This is a genomic window from Bradyrhizobium lablabi (assembly GCF_001440475.1).
In the GTDB taxonomy this organism is placed as follows: domain Bacteria; phylum Pseudomonadota; class Alphaproteobacteria; order Rhizobiales; family Xanthobacteraceae; genus Bradyrhizobium; species Bradyrhizobium lablabi.
In genome coordinates this window covers 95,868-116,689 of record NZ_LLYB01000057.1, presented here as the reverse complement: position 1 = coordinate 116,689, position 20,822 = coordinate 95,868, and the positions used below count along the sequence as shown (strand labels likewise).

The following is a 20,822-nucleotide window of genomic DNA, read 5'->3' as shown; positions in this document are numbered from 1 at the left end:
TGCATTTGAAAGTTTCTGCTTGACCGATATTTGCAAATACAATTATTGTTATCGAAAGTTAAACCGCCGGACCAAGAGCGGATCGTTCAGTGGAGGAAACCATGTCGCTGGATTCGGCATCCGACGAATTGCGTGAAACGTTCAAGCGCGCGCTGCGGCGATTTCCCGCCGCCGTGTCGGTCATCACCTCATCAGACCAGAACCGCCGTCATGGCATGACGGCTACTGCGGTGACGTCGCTGTCGCTCGACCCGCCTTCCCTGATCGTCTGCGTCAACCAGCAGACACTGCTACATGACATCATGCTCTTGGCGCGCCGGTTTTGCGTCAACGTGCTGCGCCGCGACCAGATCTCTCTTTCATCCGCATTCAGCGGCGCGGTGCCGCCGGAGGAGCGGTTCGGGCTCGGCCAGTGGATGACCTCGGCCGAGGGCGTCACCTATCTCGCCGACGCGCAGATTAACATTTTCTGCAAGAAGGCCGCCGCGGTGCCCTACGGCACGCATACGATTTTCATCGGCGAAGCCGAGACCGTGAACGTGCGCGATCCGATCGAGCCGCTGATCTACCAGGACGCCACCTACTGTTTCTCGGTACCCCACGACAGCCAGGCTGCGTGATCGCGCCGGGCGCCTAACCTTTCAGACAATCGAAGATACGGAGCAAACCCATGGTTTCAGTCGCCCAGTTGAAGGACGTGCCGGCACAGGCGGCCCCTCGCCCCGACCTTGCCGAGTTGCGCAGCCGCGTGGCGCAGATCGCGCCGCAGATCAAGGCGCGCGCCCACAATACCGAAAAGGCCGGCCGCGTTCCGGAAGAGAACATCACCGCGCTGCGCAACATCGGCTATTTCGACATCGTGAAGCCCGTGATGTTCGGCGGCTACGAGCATGATTTCGACGTGCTGGTCGAACTGAACATCGAGCTGGCAAAAAGCTGCGCCTCGACGGCGTGGGTCGGCGGCCTGCTCGCGGCCCATCAATGGCTGATCGCGGGATTTCCCGAAAGTGCGCAGCGCGATGTCTGGGATTCAAATCCCGATGCGGTGGCCTGTGGTTCCTACGCACCGGCCGCCAAAGCGACCGAGGTCGAGGGCGGCTACCGCCTCTCCGGCCGCTGGTCGTTCGCGAGCGGCTGCGACAACGCGCAATGGTCGCTGTGCGCGGCGCTGTTGCCGTCGAAGACGGACAGCGGGCAATTCGCGCCGGCCTTCCTGCTGGTGCCCGCATCCGACTACGTCATCGACGATACCTGGAACGTCGTCGGCCTCAGCGGCACCGGCAGCAAGACGCTGGTGCTTGACGACGTGTTCGTGCCGGCGCACCGCCTGTTGTCGTTCGCCGACACCACATCCGGCAAGACGCCGGGCGCCGCGCTCTATGCCGCCAATCCCGCCTTCTCGATTCCGATGCTGTCGAACATTCCCTCCTGCCTCGCATCCACCGCGGTCGGCGCTGCTGCCGGCGCGCTGGAGGACTATCTCGCCGTCACCGCGCGGCGCGTCACCCGTGGCGCGGTGGCAGGCCACAACAACCGCATGGCGGAATTTCCGACCATCCAGTTGCGGGTGGCGGAATCGACCGCCTCCGTCGATGCGGCGCGCGAAGTGCTGTTGCGCGATCTTCGCGACCGTGCGGCGACCATCCGCGCTGGCAACCCGATCTCGGTCGAGGACCGCATCGTCAGTCGCCGCGGCCAGGCATTTTCGGTCGCGCTCGCGATCCGCGCCAGCGAAGCGTTGAACGCATCGACCGGCGGGCTCGGCCTCGATCTTTCCAATCCGGTGCAGCGCGCCTGGCGCGATGCCAATGCCGTCGGCCGCCACATCAGCATGAACTGGGACGCGGTCGGCACCATGTACGGCCAGCTCGCGCTCGGGCTGACGCCCCAAGGTCAATACTAAGGGACCGTACTAACCAACAGCAGACATCAGCGAGGACGACATGCAGGGCAAGATCGCACTAGAGGAACATTTCGCCATCCCGGACACGCTGATGGATTCAGCGGGTTTTGTGCCGGACTCCTATTGGCCGGAGCTGAAGGACCGGCTGCTTGACATCCAGGACAAGCGGCTGGCCCAGATGGACAAGCACGGCGTCGAGATGATGATCCTTTCGCTGAACGCGCCGGCGGTCCAGGCGATTCCCGATGTCGCCCGCGCCAACGAGATTGCAATCCGGGCCAACGATTTCCTTGCCGAGCAGGTGGCGAAGCGTCCTTCGCGGTTTCAGGCCTTTGCCGCGCTGCCGATGCAGGACCCGGATCTCGCGATCAAGGAGCTCGAGCGCTGCATCAAGACGCTCGGCTTCCGCGGCGCACTGGTCAATGGCTTCTCGCAAGTGGGCGACGGCAAGCGGCCGGTTTACTACGATCTGCCGCAATACTGGCCGTTCTGGGCGGCGGTGGAAAAAACCGGCCTGCCCTTCTACCTGCACCCGCGCAATCCCCTGCCGGAAGACTGCGCGATCTATGAAGGACATCCGTGGCTGATGGGCCCGACCTGGGCGTTCGGACAGGAGACTGCGGTGCATGCGCTGCGCCTGATGGGATCGGGCCTGTTCGATGCCTATCCGAAACTGAAGATCATCCTCGGCCATATGGGCGAAGGCCTGCCCTACAGCATGTGGCGCGTCGACCATCGCAACGGCTGGGTCAAGGCGCCGCCGAAGCACAAGGCGAAGAAGAAGATCTGCGACTACTTCAACGCCAACTTCTTCCTGACCACCTCGGGCAATTTCCGCACGCAAACGCTGATCGATTCAATTCTGGAGATCGGCGCGGACCACATCCTGTTCTCGATCGACTGGCCGTTCGAAAACGTCGATCATGCCTCCGACTGGTTCAACAGCGCCAGCATCAGCGAGAATGACCGCTTGAAGATCGGCCGGCGCAACGCCATCGACCTGTTCAAGCTCGATCTCGGCGAAACCACTGTCGCCGGGAACGGCATCCATCAAGCCGCGGAATAAGCGGCATCACAACGACACACACCATCTTGGGAGGGAAAACGGCCATGGCCGCGCAGGCAATCGATCTTCACGAAGAACTCGCCGAAGCAAAGGTCGGAAAATTTCACTGGCGCCTCGGCGCCATCATGGGACTGCTGACGCTGTTCGACGGATATGACACCTTCAATCCGGCTTACGTCATTCATTACGTCGCAAAACCATGGGGCCTTCAGGCCGGCCAGGCGGGACTGTTGATCTCCAGCGGCCTGGTCGGATTCCTGATCGGGGCTGCGATCCACGGCATCATTGCCGATCGGTTCGGCCGCCGCGGCACCCTGCTCGGGGGCCTCTGGATTACCAGCATCTTCACCCTGCTCACCGCGACCTCGGCGGACTCGTTCCTGTCGTTCTGCATCCTGCGGATCCTGACCGGCATCGGCCTCGGCGTGCTGCTGCCGCTGGCGACCACCTACATCAACGAACTGGCGCCGCGGCGCGTGGCGAACACGTTTGCGCTGTGGGGCGTAGCCCTCGGCTGGGCGCTGGGCGGGACGCTCGCCGGTGTCGCCGGCGTGTTTGCAACCCCGGTTTTCGGCTGGACGTCGCTCTACTGGATCGGCTCGCTGTCGTTCCTGCTGCTGCCCTTCATGCACCTGATGCTGCCGGAATCGCCGAAGTTTCTGGCCTTGCAGGGCCGCGTCGATGAAATCCGCGACATGCTGACCAGGCTGCGGCCCGAGCGCGCCAATGTCTACAAATCGGGCGAGATTGCCGTGGGCGAGTCCGAGAAGCCGCTCAATTCGGTCGCGACGCTGCTGCAGTCCAAATATCGCCGGACTACGCTCGCGATCTGGGCGTCGGCATTCCTCAGCCTGTTCTGCATCTTCGGCCTCTCGGGCTGGATTCCGACGGTGATGATGCAGCGTGGCGAGACCTTTGCCGCCAGCTTCGGCTTCGGCGCGCTGATGCAGATCATGTCGTTCGTGGGCGGCCTCGTGCTTGGCCACCTCGTCGACCGGTCCGGCTATAGCCGCGGGCTGATCGCAACCTGGTGGGCCTTCGGCGGCCTCGCCGTGCTGTCGCTGGCGGTGATGAACGTTCACATCGTCAACATCACCTCGGTCGCCGCCGCCGGCTTCTTCATCATCGGCGCGCAGTTCGTACTGAACAACTTCACCGCGGCGTCCTACGAGACCGGTGTGCGCGCCACCGCGGTCGGCATGGAGCTTGGGGTCGCGCGGGTTGGCGCCATTCTCGGCCCGTTCGTCGCCGGCGCGCTGCAGCAGTATTACCAGAGCCCGACGCCGATGTTCCTGTCGATCGGCGTCTCCGCGATCGCCGCCGGCGCGATCATCCTGCTGGCGAAGCGGCCGGCGAGCGCACCCGTCAACGATCTTGAAGAGGCCTCCGGCTTGCGCAAGGTTGCACAGCCCGCCTCCTGAGATGAGGCGTCAATGCGGGACGCACGGCTCCGGGACGACCTGCCCCGGAGCCAGGCTTTGGTTTTGACGCGTTTTGTTCACGCGAACCGAAAACGCGCTTAAGCCGCGACCGGCTCCGCCGCGCGGTCTTCGACGAGCGCAATTGCATCGCGCAGCACATCGACGCCGGCGCCCGGCTTGACGCCCTTCTCCGCCAGATGGCGGCGGAAGGCGCGCGCGCCGGGGACACCATGAAATGCGCCGACGAAGTGCCGCGTCATCGAATGCAGCCTTGCACCTTGGGACAACTGGTCTTCGATGTAGGGCAACATTGCTTCGAAGACGTCCTTCATCGTCGTGCAAGGCGCCGCCTCGCCGAACAATTCCGGATCGACATCGAGCAGCCGCCACGGCTCCTGATAGGCCGCCCGTCCCAACATCACGCCATCGACATGCTCCAGATGCCGCTTCGCTTCGGCAATGCTGCCGATGCCGCCATTGATGATGACGGGCACATCGGGCATCGCGGCCTTGAGCCGGTAAACCCTGTCGTAATCGAGCGGCGGGATGTCCCGGTTTTCCTTCGGCGACAATCCGTTGAGCCAGGCTTTTCGGGCATGCACGACCAGCGCATCCGCGCCGGCCGCGACCACGCCGCGCGCCAGCACGTCGAGCGCCACTTCCGGATCCTGGTCGTCGATGCCGATCCGGCATTTGACGGTGACGGGAATCCTGACCGCGCGCTTCATCGCAGCCACGCCCTTGGCAACCAGCGCCGGCTCCGCCATCAGGCATGCGCCGAAGCGGCCGTCCTTCACCCGGTCGGACGGACAGCCGACATTGAGATTAATTTCGTCGTAGCCAAAGTCCTCGCCGATCCTCGCAGCGGTGGCGAGATCATCCGGAACCGATCCGCCGAGCTGCAGCGCCACCGGATGCTCGCTTCGATCGAAGCCGAGCAGCCGCCTGCGGTCGCCATGAATGATGGCGCCGGTCGTCAGCATTTCCGTATAGAGCCGCGCACGCCGGCTCATCAGACGGTGGAACACACGGCAATGCCGGTCGGTCCAGTCCATCATGGGCGCCACGGAAAAGCGATAGTCTTGATATTTCAACAGTTTATATTACTCTTCAATGGGATGAACAGCGAACGTGTGCACTCCAAACTAGACGAAATTGCACACGTTTGTACCCGTTTTGACCTCTCGGTGCACACATAGTGCACACGAAAGCCGGAGTGCACACGCGTGGCGACCTTTACTCAGTTGGCATCTGGAAACTGGCGCGTCCAGGTCCGTCGCAAGACCCGTTATGTGGCCGAGACGTTCCGACGGCGCAAGGACGGAGAAGAATGGGCGCTCGAGATGGAGCGCAATATCGACCGCAACGGATCGTCCAAGCCACGCGCCCTGCGGAATGTCCGGACGTTCGGCGACCTGATTGATCTCCACGACCAAGATATGCGCGAGGTCGGCAAGCCCCCTCGCCGTTCGAAGGCCGCAGTCATGGAAGCCCTCAAGGATGCGCTCGGGACAGTAAAGCTGCCTCGGTTAAATCGTGAGCGATTGATCGAATTTGGAAGGAAGCGCGCGAAAAAAGGGGCCGGACCCGCGACACTAGCGATCGACTTGTCTTTCATCAGGACGATCGTATCGCACGCAGCCGCAGTTCATGGAATAGAGGTCTCGGCTGAAGAAGTTCGTTTGGCGCGAATTGCACTAAAGCACCTCGACCTTGTCGGCAGAGGCATCGAACGCGATCGTCGACCGACGCAAAACGAACTTGATGAGCTCATCGAGTATTTTGAGACCAATCCACGCCAAGTGATTCCAATGGGTCGTATTGTGCGCTATGCGATCGCGACAACGATGCGCCAGGAAGAGATCTGCCAACCGGAGTGGCCAGACGTCGATATCAAGAAACGGCTCATATTGCTTCGCGACCGGAAAGATCCGCGACACAAGACCGGCAATCATCAAAAGGTCCCGCTACTTAACTTCACGGGATACGATGCATGGGAGATTTTGCTGCAACAGCGGATCATCACCCGAGGCCAAGGCCGCATCTTCCCACACCATCACAAGTCAATCAGCACGGCATTTACCCGCGCATGTGATGAATTGAAAATCGATGACCTGCATTTCCATGATCTTCGCCACGAAGGCACGAGTCGACTGTTTGAGGCAGGACTTTCGATCGAAAAGGTTGCCCTAGTGACGGGTCACAAGGATTGGCGAATGTTGCAACGCTATACCAATCTCAAGCCCGAGGATCTTCACAAGCTGCAGAAGGCCGCGCAGCCGTCGATGGAAGAATTCATTGCGACGCTAGCAGCATCCTAGGAGCCTGAATCGATAGCGAGACGGTCACGGACATTCGTCGATCGACTCTTATGGAACGTCAGATTTCCCTCGAGCATCGGATCCCGTAGCGGCTATTGAAATAGCTACTTTCTTTCCCGTCTGCGCTTGTCTCGCGTAGACACAAAAGAAGCTGGCCGGAGCGGCCCATTTCATGTGGAAGTGGCGCGATGAGCGCGCGGCTAAATTTGCGCTCAAATGACCGCCGCGCCGACCGGCAGGAAGACGCCTCCAGCCGCGGGAGTAGGCGCGCTTCGACCCCTAATTGGTCGCGCTCGTCTTTGCTGACGCTCGCTGACAACATCGGACGAAAGTGCCCACGCGATGATTCTACGTTATCTTTCGGGCTATAACCGAACGAGGCGACAAACCACTTGATGGACGACGACTAACTTGATCGCGTCAGGAACCCACAGGTCGATGACGTGGAACCACCGCGGATCTTCACCAGACTCTGCGCCTGTTTGTTTTGGTTCGAATCCAGGTTCCCCAGCCAAGCCGGATGCCCCGGCGAATTTAGGCCTCCGTCGCCATCTCCACCCGACGCCGNCTGCGGTAGCTTCTGCAATCAGATTAAAGGGTTGCCGGAACGTCGCGGTNGAGCTCGCCATCTTTCCAGATCGAGTTCGATAGTACGAAATTCAGAAGCCGACGCTGTTCCTGGGCTTCTTGTTTTGCAAAGAGCCTTTGCGCGCCATGCGCGAGCTCAATCAGTTGCGCCCCCTCTTCGAGATACGAACGGTCGGCCGCCTGGTGACGCGCAACCTCCCGAGCAATCTTGTCCTGTTCGGTCCGCCATTGCTCAGACATCTGGGTATAAAACGAGCCGTCTATTCGTCCGTCGAGTTTATCGACATACATCGCATGAAGACGGTGGCGCAGCCGATCGTATTCGCCCTGCAGGCGCCCGATGGCGGCCTCATGTTCCTTCTGCTCGTCCGCATGGCTTTCAAGCAGTGCCGTTCTCACCCACGACAGGACCTCGTCGCCAAAGGAGAGCCGCCCAAGAAGGGCAGAAAATTGTTCGCTGACCACCTCCTCCCGAACATAGGGCTCGGGGCATTTCCCCTTATACCCAGTGCAGTGATAGTACACGTAGCGCTTCTTCTTAAGTTCGCCTACCAGGGCGCAACCGCAATGTCCGCACTTGATCAGTCCGGAGAATGCAAAACCTCGCTTGGTTTTACGTCCGCTTTTATTCGCATGCCGTCCATCGAGCACCCCTTGGACTCGCTCCCATAACTCACGCGACACAAGCGGCTGATGGCGACCAACATATCGACGACCGTTCCAATCAAAATCGCCCGTATAAAGACGGTTGCGTAAGATGGCGTGCAGATTGCTAGTCGGCAGCGGCCCACCGGTACGACGATAGACGAGCCCTGCCGACTGCGCCTCGGCTGAAAGCTGCTTCAACGAAAGAGTACCCGTCGCGTACCAGCCAAAGAGGTGTGTGATCGTCCCTGCAAATTTGGGATCTGGCTCGATGATCTTTTTGCCATCGAGGCCGGTAACGTTGCGATACCCAAGAGGCGCTTTCGAAGGCCAAATTCCTTGTTCGGCTTTTTCAAGCTGGCCCTTACGCGCTTCTTCTGAGAGATTATCGATGTAGTTCTTCGCCATCAGTACCTTGATGCCGTGCACGAACTTTTCCGAGGATTTGGAATCGCGCGAGAGAACGACGCCCTCTTTGACGAGATGAATTTCGACATCAAGCTCATCGAGCGTCACCCAATCCTTCAGATTACGATAAAGGCGGTCGGTCTTCTCGACCAAAACAACCCTTATATTTCTGTGCGACTTTAGAAAGCGCACCATCTCTTCGAAATTTGTCCTGCCGGTATGCTTGGCGGTCTCGACATCAACATACTCCTGCACAATCGTCAGTCGGTTCGTCTGCGCGTAACCGCTAAGCAGCTTTTGCTGGGCAGGAATCGAAAAACCTTCCTTGTCCTGCTCCTTCGACGAGACGCGCGCGTAAGCAATCGCTTTCGCCGCATCGCGAACGGCAGTGATGCCGCTTCGTGTTTGCTTGTTCATGAGGCCTGCCCTTCGCCCGCATTTGCTGACGTAGGATCAGTTTGCCGACGTCCGATTCCGGGCGCAACGAAATTATTTAGGTTTAAAGCGTGTCACACTCAGGACTTGTCAGCGTTCTTCTTGGCCCGGTCGACACGGTCCCACTCTTGAAGAATGCGAAAGAAGCCGGTCATATTCTCGATGATCTCACGGCCGTCCTCGCGGGTAAGCTGCCGCTTTGTCCGCGGCTGCCAGATTGCAATCGTCTGGTCGATGAAATCTCCGCATTCAACGGATGCGGCCGGCGCATTGTTTCGGCTACTCTGTCTTTGGGGTTTCCTGTCCATCGCCATGACGTACTCTCGGGGCAACAACGACGCACATTCAACCGAAATCAAGAATAAGCTTGGCAATGAAGTCAGCGTTGATCCAATGCTTCGAGAGGTAAATCACACACCCCGCAACGTGAGTGTAGTTGGGGAAACGCCTCAATGGAGCGTGAGGGACATGATGAAATTAGATCACATAGCCGGCCGATCCGGAGCGCGATCCCAAGCATGTCGGCGCGAGCACTCTACTGCGATCGATTTCGCGTCCGGGCGGTCTGGATACGTTAGCAAAGCGTCAATGTATCGGGGATGACCTTGCAGACTCAGCGTTTGCTCAATGCAGCAAAACCATCAGCCGAGCTCAAGTCGTGACATCCAGTACGTAACTGCACCACTCCTGGTGATCTTCTGACTGCGAGAAGGCCGGTCAGGCGTCAACGGTTTATAGGAGCGAAGACATGTCGCCATGTCCCCGCGCTGACCGAAGTCAATTGATCAGGCAAACGAGCGCCCAATTTGCTTCAACGCCAATAACGACGTCGCAAACTCCAATTTGGCACTCACGTTCCAATCCACAAAAAGCTGATTTGGACCAAGCCGCTCAATTTTCATTGGGTGGCACTCACGTTCCGAGGCGTTTGTTCGATTCAGCTTCTAGTTTTCAGAAGTGAGCACGCGAACCTCAGCGACGCTCAGCCCGGCGGCGTTTGACACGAAGACGAACGTGCAGCGCGACCTTGAGTCTGCAGCGTTCGCAGCATGGATGCCAAGCCCGTTGACATCGACCAGACCAAAAGCCCGCACTTTCGTAGGGCGGGACGAGGCTAACGGAACACTTCGCGCAGGCTGAGTGAATAACCGGGACTACTGGGGGTAGGTACGCACAAAATATTGCGGATAGCCCCTTGTTCCAATACTAATTATACCCATCTGATTCGAAATTTGGCGGAACTTGGGGTTCCCGACAGAAAGAACAAAATGGGTCTTCTGGGTTCGTTCTCATAGGGGCGTTTATGACCAAAGGCGACCGTAAGTCGCATGGCGTAAAGAGTTCTGAGACCGAGTTGCTTCCGTGGCGGCCATTCAATGACAGGCCGACTGGTATCTGGATTGAAGAGACGGTGGCGCGAATCAAAGGGACCGCGCAGCCGGAGCTTATCGAATCCCTGTACCGAAACCCCATCCCGAAGGATGCACGGTTTCGGGTCCTGAAGCATCTCATCACCGTGGACGGCACGAAACGGCCGAAGGGCGATAACTGCCCCTGCCCCATGTGTACGCCTAACCGCTTCCTGACCGGGTCACTGGTCTGGTTTACCGAGCTTCAGTGCTGCGCCTTCATCGGCAACTGCTGCGCCAATGACGACGTGGGAGACAATTCACCGCAAGCTGATGTCGGTGGCGGCCAATGCCTACGACGAGGACGCCTTGGAATTTATCTGCGACATGAACGAAAAGCAGCGCCAAGCCGCGGTGGTCATTCTGAAGGACGTCGAAGAAAGCATCATCAAGTTCAAGGCGAGACTGCAGGATCTCGCCTCTTCTACACGCGCGATAACGCTGAGAAGTTTAACAAGTTCTTCGCGCACGACCTCAACAGTGTCTACTATCGGGTTGAGTACACCACGACGCGGAGCCAGCCGACGCTGAGGTTCAAGAAGGGCGCCAGCCATCACGACCTCATTCGCGGTTCATGGGCAGAGAAGCTGGACACTGTCCCGAGCTCTGGAGGAAGGCAGCGGCACCTGCGCAAAGTATGACAACTGTGGATCAATAAGTTCAACCTAGTCCAAGATGTCATGAGTCGTTGTTCTTCTTGTTCGCGCGATAGTTTGTCCGCGATTTAGGCCAAGTTGGCCCGCGCCATGAGAAAATCCCGTGAAAACGGGGTTTTCTAAGAAAGAATGGTAGTGCCGCGGTCGGCAACTTCGGCGGTGGCGAGAACATCGAATGAGATTCGCGGCGAGCTTCGGCTGCCGCGAAAAATCAACTCTGAGACGCACAATGACGGACGTGGTTGTAGAAGAGGAGAGCCATTCGCCGGCGCCGCCGCTCAGTGCGCCGCCTCTCCCGACGGTGAAGAAAGCCCCGCGGAAGCCTATCCCGGCCAAGGTCCAGAACGTGCTGTGGGCTCGAGCGGCGGGTCGTTGCCAATACGCGGGCTGCAACAAGCTTCTGATCGGCGAGCAGGTCTCCGGCGCCCGAAACGCCAACACCTCGTACATCGCCCACATCGTCGGCGACTCTCCGGACGGCCCGCGCGGAGACCCCGTCCTGTCGCCGAAACTCGCTCATGATCTAGACAACCTGATGCTGGCCTGCGATCCCCATCACCGCGTGATCGACCGCGAGATGGTCGATGCACACTCGGTGGAAGTTCTGCGGGAAATGAAACGGCGCCACGAAGAACGCATCCGGACGGTGACCGGCATCGACGAGGACAAGGCAAGCCACGTCATCCGCTACGCCGCTAAGATCGGCTCCAATGAGTCGCCCGTCGAGAAGGGCGCGGTCAAGTGGTCAATGATCCCGGAGCGCTATCCTCTCGACGACGGATGGATCGACCTCGACCTAGTCGCCCTCGAGCTTCGCGACGACGATCCCGCCTACTGGCCGACCCACGTCAAGAACCTACAGACCGTCTTCGGCGAGAAGGTCCGCGGCCGCATGGAGCGGCAGGAAATCAAGCGGCTGGCCGTGTTCGGCCTCGCGCCGATCCCGCTGCTGTTCGAACTCGGGCGCCTGATCTCCGACATCGCGACCGCCGAAGTCCGGCAGTTCCTGCGCGATCCCAAGGGCTGGAAGTGGGACGCGACGTCGCCGCCCGTCCGGTACGAACTGCATCGACCGGACCGGACCGGCAAGCTCGTCGCCCTAAAGCTCGAGACCAGCGCGCCCGTTGTGGACGAGCGCGTCGTGAAGGTGCTCGGACCGGACGCCTCGATCTGGTCGATTTCCGCGGCCGGTGCGCACAACGACATCGTGCGCCGTCCGGAGGACGTTGCCGCCTTCGCCAAGCTCTTCCGCAAGACTCTGGACGACATCAAACTCGCTCATGGCGAGGACACGACCGTGAACGTCTTCCCTGCCGTCCCCGTTTCGATCGCCGTTGAGGCGGGCCGATCCTGGCAGCCCAAGGCACACCCTTCCCTCAACATCTACGACCAGAACTGGAAGCTGAACGGCTTCGCGCTCGCGCATCGACTCGAGCACGCCCGCTAAACCACGGAGACCGATATGAACGTGCACATGCGCCCCACCATAACGCCGCAGGCCGAAGAGGCCCTTGAGGATCTCGCCGAGTCCCTCGAGATATCGGATCACCGCTACGAACAGGCAGAGCGGCGGTACAAATCCCTCGGCGAGTGGCTCAACCGCCCCGAATCGACCATCCGGCAATACGATCCCCAGGTGCATGTGCAGGGGTCGTTCGGCCTCGGCACGGTGACGCCTCCGCTGACCAACAGCGACGAGTACGACGTCGATGCTGTCTGCGAGTTCCGCCGGCTGACGAAGACCGAAAGAACGCAGGCCGAGCTCAAGGAGATGCTGAGGATCGAAATGGCGGAATACGCCAGACGGCACGCCATGAACAAGCCACTGGAGGAGCATCGCCGCTGCTGGCGGCAGCCGTATGCCGAAGAAGCTCAATTCCACATCGACGCCACGCCGGCGGTGCTCAGCGGCAGTGAGCTTGTGCAGATCCTCAAATCGCAGGGCCGCGACGCCAGGTTCGCCGAGACCGCGATCTCGATCACCGACAACCGTCATCCCCACTACCGGATCATCTCAACGCTCTGGCAGCGATCGAACCCGCGCGGCTACCTGAAGTGGTTCCTGACCCGCATGGGCCCGGTCTACGAAAAGCGACGCAACGCGCTGCTGAAGAAAGGCGTGCGCGCGGGCACCGAGCCCATTCCGGACTACCGGATCCGGACCCCGCTGCAGCAGGCCATCATGATCCTGAAGCGCCACCGCGACATCATGTTCGTCGACCGCAACGACGACAAACCGATCTCTATCATCCTGACCACGCTGGCCGCTCACGCGTACCAAGGCGAGGAGACGATCGCGCAGGCTTTGTTCGCCATTCTCTCAAAGATGGACGACTTCATCGACCGCACGGCAGACGGCCGGTACCTCATCGTCAATCCGAGCGATCCTCTCGAGAATTTCGCCGACAAGTGGAGCGAGCATCCGGAGCGCGCTGCGGCGTTCTTTTCGTGGCTCGACCAGGCGCGCACCGACTTCGCGGCGATCGCCGCCTTGTCCAACAAGCAGCTGATCACGGACTATCTCGCCAAGAGGGTCGGGCGGGACATCGCCGACCGCGTGCGCAAGCGGTCCGCCGCCCGTCTCGGCGCGCCTGCGGTGCTGACTGAGGGCCTCGTCCGCAGCGAAGCCGAAGCCCGGCGCACCCCGCCCCGCCTCGAGGGAGACCGTCGGAATGCTTGAGGCGAGTCATCCTCTCGCCCGACGCTTCGAGGCCGCCGTTGCGGCCGTTGAAGCGCGATGGGAGGAACTCAATCTGCGCCCACGCAGGCTCGACCGCCGAGAGCTCAGCGCCTACCGCGGGCGCGCCGCCGAGATGGGCTGGCGCTTCGCCGCCGATTTTCCCGGCGGACTGCGTCGGCTCGACGTGATCGTTACCGCCGCCTTCCCCTCGACGCCGGCGCGCATCGCACTGGTCGACAGGCCGCCATTTCTGACCTGGCCTCACGTCGAGAAGGACGGCGTGCTCTGCCTCTTCCCCGATACGACCACGACGTCGGTCGACGAGCCGTACGACGGAGTGGCTGCACTTCTGAAAGAGGCATTCGCGATGGTCGGAGCCGCGATCCGCGGCGAGCTGGACGGCGATTTTCGCACCGAGTTCCTCACCTACTGGCATCATGCGGAGCGCGGCGATCGCAACGTCTTGTCGCTGCTCGATCCCGGCCCGCCTTCACGTCGGGTCCGGGTCTGGCAGGGCGTGAACCAGACCATCGTCGCCGAGAGCGACGAGCAACTTCGCACCTGGCTGCAGAATGCCGCACCGAAGGTGGCTGCCTCCAAGATCAAGTCGCTCTCCGGCGCATTCGTCTGGCTCGATCGGGTGCCGACACCCGCAGAATATCCGTCGTCAGCCAACGACGTCTACGCGCTGGCCGAGCGCAATGGCAGCACCGATCTGCTCGATGAACTCGCGCGCGAGGCGCTTCCCCATACCTTCGTGCCGTTCGGTGCTCTCGCCGAAGCCGGCCCCGCCCTCGCGACCGCGGTCGTGAACCGCCTCGCCGTGGTCCGGGGACGCGCCCCACTCTCCGCCGGCTTCCGCCCTTCGGCCGTGCCGGAGCACGTGGTTAGAGCCCGCCTTTTCGGCGGCGAGCGGTGCGACCGACACTCGGTCGAGCGCATCGATCCGGCTTGGATTCACGGCCGCGACCGCGACGAACGCGTTCCCAAACTGCGAGGCGCCACCGTCGCCGTGCTCGGCTGCGGATCGGTCGGAGCGCCGGTCGCGCACGCGCTCGCCCGTGCCGGGGTAGGAAAGCTCGTCCTCGTCGATAAGCAGGTGCTGAAAAGCGCCAACGTCGGCAGGCATTCCCTCGGCGTGGAATCCATTGATGATCCGAAGGCACCGGCGCTTGCTCGCCAGATCCGAGCGGCCCTACCCCACGTCGAGGTGCTCCATCATGTCGCTGAAGCGCAGGAATTGCTGTTGCGCGCCGACGATCCCCTAGCCGAGGTCGACCTGATCGTTTCGGTCACGGGCGACTGGCCGGCGGAATCTCTCCTCGACGAATGGCACGCAGCTCAGGGACGTCGCATGCCCATCGTCTACGGATGGACCGAGCCGCATGCGGCTGCCGGCCACGCGATCGCAATCTCCGCCCCCGGCGATAGTCTTCGCGCGGGGCTCGACGCCTACGGCACGCCGCATCTGGTCGCCGCGAGATGGGCGCAGGATCCGCGCAGGTATGAACCGGCATGCGGAGCGGCATTCGATCCCTACGGGCCGGTGGAACTTGGCTTCGTCACTTCCATGGTCGCGCAGGCCGCTCTGGACGCCCTTCTCGGAAAGATCCGGTCCGGAACACATCGGATCTGGCTTGCCAGGCGCGCCGCGGTGGAAGCTGCCGGGGGCGCGTGGAGCGACGAACTGCGTGATATCGCGCCGAACGCGCTCGAAGGCGCCACGATCTTCGAGAGGCGCTGGGGCCGCAGCGCGAGGATTCTCGCTGCATGATTTCGTTCGACATCGGGCATTCTGGACAATCGCTCACATTCGACGATGGCGTGCTTGCCCATTTTCAACGGCACAAGCAAATCCGCTTCTGGCAACGGGAAGCCGGCGGCCTGCTGTTCGCGAGAATGAATCTACCCGTTATCTCAGTCTGCCGCATCACAGGACCCCGCTTTGGTGATCGCCGATCCCGCTATTCCTATCGGCCAGATGAACGGGCCGAACAGCGGGAAATCGAGAAGATGTTTCGGGACGACTTCCACTTCGTCGGCTGTTGGCACACCCACCCCGAAGATTTTGCGTCGCCATCTAAACTGGACACTCGCAACATCTCGGACTGCGTCCGGAGATCGCAACACGCCCTCAACGGTTTTGTCATGGTTATCGTGGGACGAGCAAAATTTCCCGACAGCCTCTTCGTCTCGGTCTGCGACGCGTCAGACGTCCACCCGCTTCGAGTAGCTTCGATCAAAAGCACGTCGGCGATCGTTTTGGCGCCCGTGCCCGAACTGCGGCCATCAAGTAGCGCCTCAGCCTACCCACACCTCAATTTCAATTTCAGGGAGGGATCATGACGAAGAACATCGTCGTCTTTTCCGACGGCACCGGTCAGGACGGTGGCGCGCGTCCGGAGCAGCGCATCAGCAACATCTACAAGATGTACCGCATATCGCGCGACCACGCGGACACGGGCATCGATCCGTCGCAACAAGTCGTATTTTACGACGCCGGACTCGGCACCGACGTAGGTGCCACGGCGCTCACGGGTCCCGTTCGCTTCATCCAGAAGATGCTCGGATCCGTGGCCGGCGATGGGATTAAGCGCAACATTGCCGACTGCTACGAATTCATCGTCAATCATTACAATCCCGGCGACCGGATCTTTCTGTTCGGGTTCAGCCGCGGCGCCTACACAGTCCGCAGCCTGGCGAATCTGCTGATGTTGTGCGGAGTTCCCACCAAGAGCCCCGCCGGTCCGTTGTTGCGCTTCCGGAAAGCTGTGAGGGACATCGCATGGGAGGCAGTGGACACCGTGCTCGAGCACGGCGCCGGACATCCGCGCGAAGAATTCGAGGCGGAAAGGCTCGAATTGGCACGCCGGTTCCAGGTCAAGTACGGGGCCGGCGATGGATCGGATTCGAACGCCGCCGCCTACTTCATCGGGGTGTTTGACACCGTCGCCGCGCTCGGAGCGAGCGGCACCAGACGTCGGATTATTCAAGCCGGGCTGACGCTCGGCATAGCGGCCGCCGCCTTCCTCGCCTCGCTCATCCCGGCCGCGATCGTCGGCGGGCTAGTGGCGATTTTTTCCGAAGCTGGCCTGCTCTGGGGCTTCATCGTTCCCGCCTGGTTCGTCACGCATCTGGCGATGCTCGCGGCCGTCATCTGGTTCTGGAACAGACAGCGCACCGTCAACCGCAAGACCATCTACGACTTCCCAAACAAGGGAGATGTATCGCGCTCCCACAACGCGGAGTGGACGGGCAAACACTTCGACAGACTCCTCAGCAAACACGTCCGCTTCGCGCGTTCGGCGAATGCAATCGACGAAACCCGCAAGGACTTCGCTCGGGTCGGCTGGGGCGGTACCGAACCCCCGGTCCATCCCGCGACCCCCGGCGTCAATCGCCTCATCCAGCTCTGGTTCGCAGGCAACCACTCTGATATCGGCGGCTCCTATCCCGAGCCTGAATCGCGTCTGTCCGATATCGCGCTGGCGTGGATGTGCGAACAGGCCACGACCGTTCCGGACGGCTTGATCGTCGGCCCCATCTACGTCGATCACATCAAGATGGCGAACACCGAATGCGGGACCCGCCCTGAACATTTTCCCGCGGGCAGACGGCGTCCAGCACTGCGAAATCGCTGGCATGCGAGACACGATCGAGAGCTACGCGGCAAAGCTGCCGAAGTGGCGATGGCTGCAGAGCCTCATCGGCACCAAAAACTGGGAGGTCGAAGTGCGAGAAATCAACCCAAGAGCTCCCGTACATCCGATGGTCCGAGCGCGGTTCGGGCTTCCTGAGGTCAGGCAGTGCGCGAGGGTGGGGCCCTATCGCCCAGACGCCCTGCAGAAGCACGAAGAATTCGGCGGCTACTACGGTACCGTAACGAATCCAACCTTGGAGACCTCGGGCCCCGTTCCTCCGGAGCAATCCGTGTAGGTCGGATACCGTCGGTTCCCTTGTCATCGGTCTTCTCCCTACGGCAGCGATCTAAGCAGATTCTGATCTGCTCGGAGATGAACGAAAGCGGAGGATCTGATCATTAGCCCAATTGACACATTCAGATCCGTCTGCAGGTAATATCGACTGCGCACAATTTGTGTAACCTTTGCTTGTTACGGGCTGGCGAGGCTACACTTGGCTTCGGCGGGGGGAACTGGATGGTCGCGGAAGTAGCGCATCTTGTTGCGCGCGATGCGGCGCCCGAACGGATTCGGGCGCTTATTCGATCTTCAATTTTTGAAATCGAGAACTCCTTCACGATTATCGATCGTCTGCAGGCTCGCACGCGCCTCGCCCTTACACTTTCGCTATTGGAAGGTAGCGCTCAGCAGGCATCTCCGCGTTTCGGCCGGCTTACAGCGACGCTGCGTGCTGAGTTGAATAAGCTGGATGTGGACGAGCGGCACTACTGGATCAGCACTTTTTACACGCTGCTGATGAGCCCGTCCGCCAGGCGCGAGAAGGCAACCTACTTCACGCCGCCGGCCATCGTCCGTCACCTGATCGGTCAAGTGGAGAAGGCGGACCTGGACCTTACGACCGCTCGGATCGTGGACCCTGCCGCCGGCGGAGCCGCGTTCGTGTCTAGCCTTGCAGGTCGCATGACGGAGCTCGGGTGCGGCGCCGGCGACATAAGGTCCCGGGTTTCGGGGATCGAAATCGACCCTCATCTTGCGCTTCTAGGTGAAGCGCTTGTGCGCGATCGGTTGGGATCCCTGAGGAGCAAGAGCAGACTGATCCGCACGGGGGATTCACTCACAGTCGATGAGGTCGCCAAATACGACGCGGTTTTCGTGAATCCCCCATACGGCAGGATCCTAGGCCTCACGAAAGAAATTCCTGCCGAATGGGGCGCCTTTTCCTATCCCGGACATGTAAATCGCTACGCGCTCTTTATGGATCTTGCATTCCGCATGACGAAACCCGGCGGCCTGGTGGCTACCGTGACCCCGTCGAGCTTCATTTCCGGCCCCCTCTTCGAGAAGCTGCGGGAAAACATCCGAATTCGAACGGACGTCGTGCGAATTGACGTTCTCGAGCGCAAGGACGTCTTCCACGATGTGCAGCAGGACGCCTGCGTTTCAATCTTCCGGATGAAGGTCGCGTCGCGTGCGGCAAGGCCGTTTGCTCCGAAGGTCGGGCGGCTGGATCGAAACTGGAAGTTCGCCGAAGACGGCGTTGTGACGACGGGTGATGATCTTTTGACAACTCCCTGGATCCTTCCGGGAAAAGACAGTGCGTTCGAATTCTGCCCCGCCCGTCTTAAGGACTACGGAGTTAGCCCCAAAACCGGCTTCTTCGTTTGGAACCGCGAGACCGATCGTCTGCAGCACGGGAAGAAGACCGGAAACGCCTTTCCGTTGTTTTGGGGCACTAACATCAAACCCGGAAAGCCCTGTCTACCGCGGAGCAGAGATGATGGCGGTGTCGATTTCGTCGCGTTCGAGAAAGAGAACTCCGGCATTATCCGGAAGCCATCTATCCTTCTGCAACGCACGACCAATAGCAAGCAGCCACGTCGTATCGTCGCCGCTGCGGTGCCGCGCAAGGTCTTGACCAAATACAAAGGGTACGTTTGCGAAAACCACACCATCGCGCTCGTCCCCGAGGGACGTGCGAACCTTTCGCTCCTGACTAAACTGCTAAACACCAACGCGGTCGACAGGCGCTTCCGTCGCGTCGGCGGCACATCAAGCGTTTCCATCACCGCGCTGCGCAACCTACCCCTCCCCGCCCCCAAACATCTGCGCAGCGCCTTGAAGAGGACGGACGATTTCGAGGCGGCGGTCGAACTCGCGTACTCCATGTCGGGACGCCCCGCTTCTCATCGTAGGGCGGCATGAGACCGGGAAACAAAAATAACAGGTTTGGACGATCCGACCGCGATCTCGACCCCCTCGCCCGGCAAGAACAATCGCGGGCGCAAACTGAGCGCATTCGGACGCTTTTGCAGTCTTCTCGGGCACCCGCAGCGCCCGTCCAGATGGTGCGGCCAGGCATCTCCGTGCCCACGGCGATCAAGTACGCCACGACGGCGGATCCAACGAACTGGTCGTCGATCGAGGCTGGCAGCCCGCTCTTCGAGGCCATGTTCGCAGGCGTCAAAGACACTGCCGACCGGGCCATCATGTGTTGGCCCTCCAAACCGGGCGGCGCCTTTGTGGCGACCTGTATCTTCCTAAGGGAGGCGCGGGCATCGGGACGCCTCGCCCACGCCACGGTCGGATATTGGCCTTGGCGCGAGGGAGCGCTGCGCGCCGCAAGGTCCATTCTGGTCAATCCGGACGACGTCGCTTGTGCGTCCCTGAATGCGTACAACGACGCAAAGAAGGCCGAGTGGCAGGCGGGCGCGCTTGCGCATCAATCTCTTTGCATGCTCGAAATGCGGCTCAGAGACCTCGTCCGAAGTCGGGCGAGCTCGACCGCGATCGTGAACGTGAAATCTATCGTCGTCCGCAGTCCGACGCTCCTGGAAACCACATCCGTGTTCGCGGCCGGGCGGCAAAAGGGCGCCCACGCATATGACAGCGCTCCGGAGCAAGTGCTGCGCCGGGTCCGCAAGTACACCTCGATGGGCGAACGGAACGCTGGGCTGGTCGAGCACGTTGGTGCGATTGGCGATCCAACGCGAGCGCCCTTTGTTCTGTTGGGGCTGCCGGCAGCGCACACCTCCGAAGGCTTGAACCGTCATCTGGGCTCCTCACGGGTCAAGCAGCACGGTCTTGATCTGGTCGTCGCCGACCTGACCCGCGTTGGCCGATCTGAAATTCATGAGGACTGGGAGAGACGACTAGAAGCCCTGTTGGGTGCCTTAGATTCGATCGAAGGTCGCCGGCCTAGCGTCCTCGTCGTTACAGAAGAGTCTTTCATCCAGCGCCGCACCTTCCGCCTTCTGAAGGGCCATGCGGAGACACGCCGTCCAAAGGTGAAGGCACAGCAACTCGGACTTTACCTCGAACATCCGACCCTGCTGGGTCCTGCACCCGAAATACCGTCAGAGATAGCCCGATAACGTTTCAGGCGGACATCAAGGACGCGTCTCTCGCGCCGCTGCGGACGGAGCTTGTTGCCCTAGGTCGCCGGATGCGCGAAGAGGGAGCGCCCTACGCCGCCGAAGCCGTCTCCCGTACGCTGGCCTTCGTCAGGCGCTGCGCCTCACTTCCCCTTGGCCTCACGGAGGCTAGGGAAATCGCCGATGTTCTCTACGACGAGGACGAAGAGTTCGATGCGGCGCTACGTGNTGTTCCGCCCCAAGATGGTTCTCTCCGAGCTTATCGCAGCCGGCGAGGT

The 20,822-nt window shown here is 60.9% G+C and carries 15 protein-coding genes and 1 pseudogene; 13 read left to right on the top strand and 3 right to left on the bottom strand.

Translation table 11 applies throughout. The features are described 5' to 3' along the window. Positions 1-101: 101 nt before the first annotated feature. The 4 genes from CQ14_RS11250 to CQ14_RS11235 are packed head-to-tail and all read left to right on the top strand — an operon-like array spanning position 102 to position 4,390. On the top strand, positions 102-620 hold the full coding sequence (locus CQ14_RS11250) for a flavin reductase family protein (RefSeq protein WP_057857962.1): 519 nt from the start codon (positions 102-104) through the stop codon (positions 618-620). A gap of 50 nt (positions 621-670) precedes the next feature. Then, the gene (locus tag CQ14_RS11245; protein WP_057857961.1) at positions 671-1,903 is read left to right on the top strand and encodes an acyl-CoA dehydrogenase family protein; all 1,233 of its coding nucleotides are present in this window, start codon (positions 671-673) and stop codon (positions 1,901-1,903) included. Between the two features lie 40 nt (positions 1,904-1,943). Continuing rightward, complete coding sequence (locus CQ14_RS11240) at positions 1,944-2,969, top strand: amidohydrolase family protein (protein WP_057857960.1); 1,026 nt, start codon at positions 1,944-1,946, stop codon at positions 2,967-2,969. A gap of 44 nt (positions 2,970-3,013) precedes the next feature. Beyond that, on the top strand, positions 3,014-4,390 hold the full coding sequence (locus tag CQ14_RS11235) for an MFS transporter (RefSeq protein WP_063800340.1): 1,377 nt from the start codon (positions 3,014-3,016) through the stop codon (positions 4,388-4,390). 98 nt (positions 4,391-4,488) lie between these two features. Here the strand turns inward: CQ14_RS11235 and dusA are convergent, their stop codons facing one another. Next, positions 4,489-5,484 carry a tRNA dihydrouridine(20/20a) synthase DusA gene (gene dusA, locus CQ14_RS11230; protein ID WP_082649819.1) on the bottom strand — a complete coding sequence of 332 codons (996 nt, stop codon included), beginning with the start codon at positions 5,482-5,484 and terminating at the stop codon, positions 4,489-4,491. 132 nt (positions 5,485-5,616) lie between these two features. On the opposite strand from dusA, the gene CQ14_RS11225 reads away from it, so the two are divergent. Continuing rightward, the gene (locus CQ14_RS11225; RefSeq protein ID WP_057857959.1) at positions 5,617-6,711 is read left to right on the top strand and encodes a site-specific integrase; all 1,095 of its coding nucleotides are present in this window, start codon (positions 5,617-5,619) and stop codon (positions 6,709-6,711) included. A 618-nt stretch (positions 6,712-7,329) separates the two neighbouring features. Here the strand turns inward: CQ14_RS11225 and CQ14_RS11220 are convergent. Both CQ14_RS11220 and CQ14_RS11215 read right to left on the bottom strand, forming a co-directional pair. Beyond that, on the bottom strand, positions 7,330-8,769 hold a 1,440-nt coding region (locus tag CQ14_RS11220; RefSeq protein ID WP_245320299.1), incomplete at its 3' end, for a recombinase family protein. A 98-nt stretch (positions 8,770-8,867) separates the two neighbouring features. Further along, on the bottom strand, positions 8,868-9,101 hold the full coding sequence (locus CQ14_RS11215; RefSeq protein ID WP_057857957.1) for a hypothetical protein: 234 nt from the start codon (positions 9,099-9,101) through the stop codon (positions 8,868-8,870). Positions 9,102-10,090: 989 nt separating this feature from the next. Between CQ14_RS11215 and CQ14_RS43500 the strand changes: the two genes are divergently transcribed. The 8 genes and pseudogenes from CQ14_RS43500 (at position 10,091) to CQ14_RS46090 (ending at position 20,544) form a co-directional block, all read left to right on the top strand. After that, positions 10,091-10,837, top strand: a complete 747-nt coding sequence (locus CQ14_RS43500) for a hypothetical protein (RefSeq protein ID WP_156434887.1) — start codon at positions 10,091-10,093, stop codon at positions 10,835-10,837. A gap of 244 nt (positions 10,838-11,081) precedes the next feature. After that, positions 11,082-12,299 (top strand): SAVED domain-containing protein, encoded by a 1,218-nt coding sequence (locus tag CQ14_RS11205; protein ID WP_082649818.1) that lies wholly within the window; start codon positions 11,082-11,084, stop codon positions 12,297-12,299. Positions 12,300-12,314: 15 nt separating this feature from the next. Further along, on the top strand, positions 12,315-13,532 hold the full coding sequence (locus CQ14_RS11200) for a nucleotidyltransferase domain-containing protein (RefSeq protein ID WP_057857955.1): 1,218 nt from the start codon (positions 12,315-12,317) through the stop codon (positions 13,530-13,532). Next, entirely contained in the window at positions 13,525-15,306 is a 1,782-nt protein-coding gene (locus CQ14_RS11195; protein ID WP_057857954.1) for a ThiF family adenylyltransferase, read from the top strand. Before CQ14_RS11200 ends, CQ14_RS11195 begins: the two co-directional genes overlap by 8 nt. After that, entirely contained in the window at positions 15,303-15,878 is a 576-nt protein-coding gene (locus CQ14_RS11190; RefSeq protein WP_063800339.1) for a Mov34/MPN/PAD-1 family protein, read from the top strand. The genes CQ14_RS11195 and CQ14_RS11190 overlap by 4 nt, the downstream gene beginning before the upstream one ends. Then, positions 15,875-17,468 (top strand): annotated as a pseudogene (locus tag CQ14_RS11185) (T6SS phospholipase effector Tle1-like catalytic domain-containing protein). The gene CQ14_RS11190 and the pseudogene CQ14_RS11185 overlap by 4 nt, the downstream one beginning before the upstream one ends. A gap of 221 nt (positions 17,469-17,689) precedes the next feature. Continuing rightward, positions 17,690-19,375, top strand: coding sequence for an Eco57I restriction-modification methylase domain-containing protein (locus tag CQ14_RS11180; protein ID WP_057857953.1), 1,686 nt, complete (start codon positions 17,690-17,692; stop codon positions 19,373-19,375). 161 nt (positions 19,376-19,536) lie between these two features. Then, positions 19,537-20,544: a hypothetical protein gene (locus tag CQ14_RS46090; protein ID WP_245320298.1), complete on the top strand. Its 1,008-nt coding sequence runs from the start codon at positions 19,537-19,539 to the stop codon at positions 20,542-20,544. Positions 20,545-20,822 lie beyond the last annotated feature (278 nt).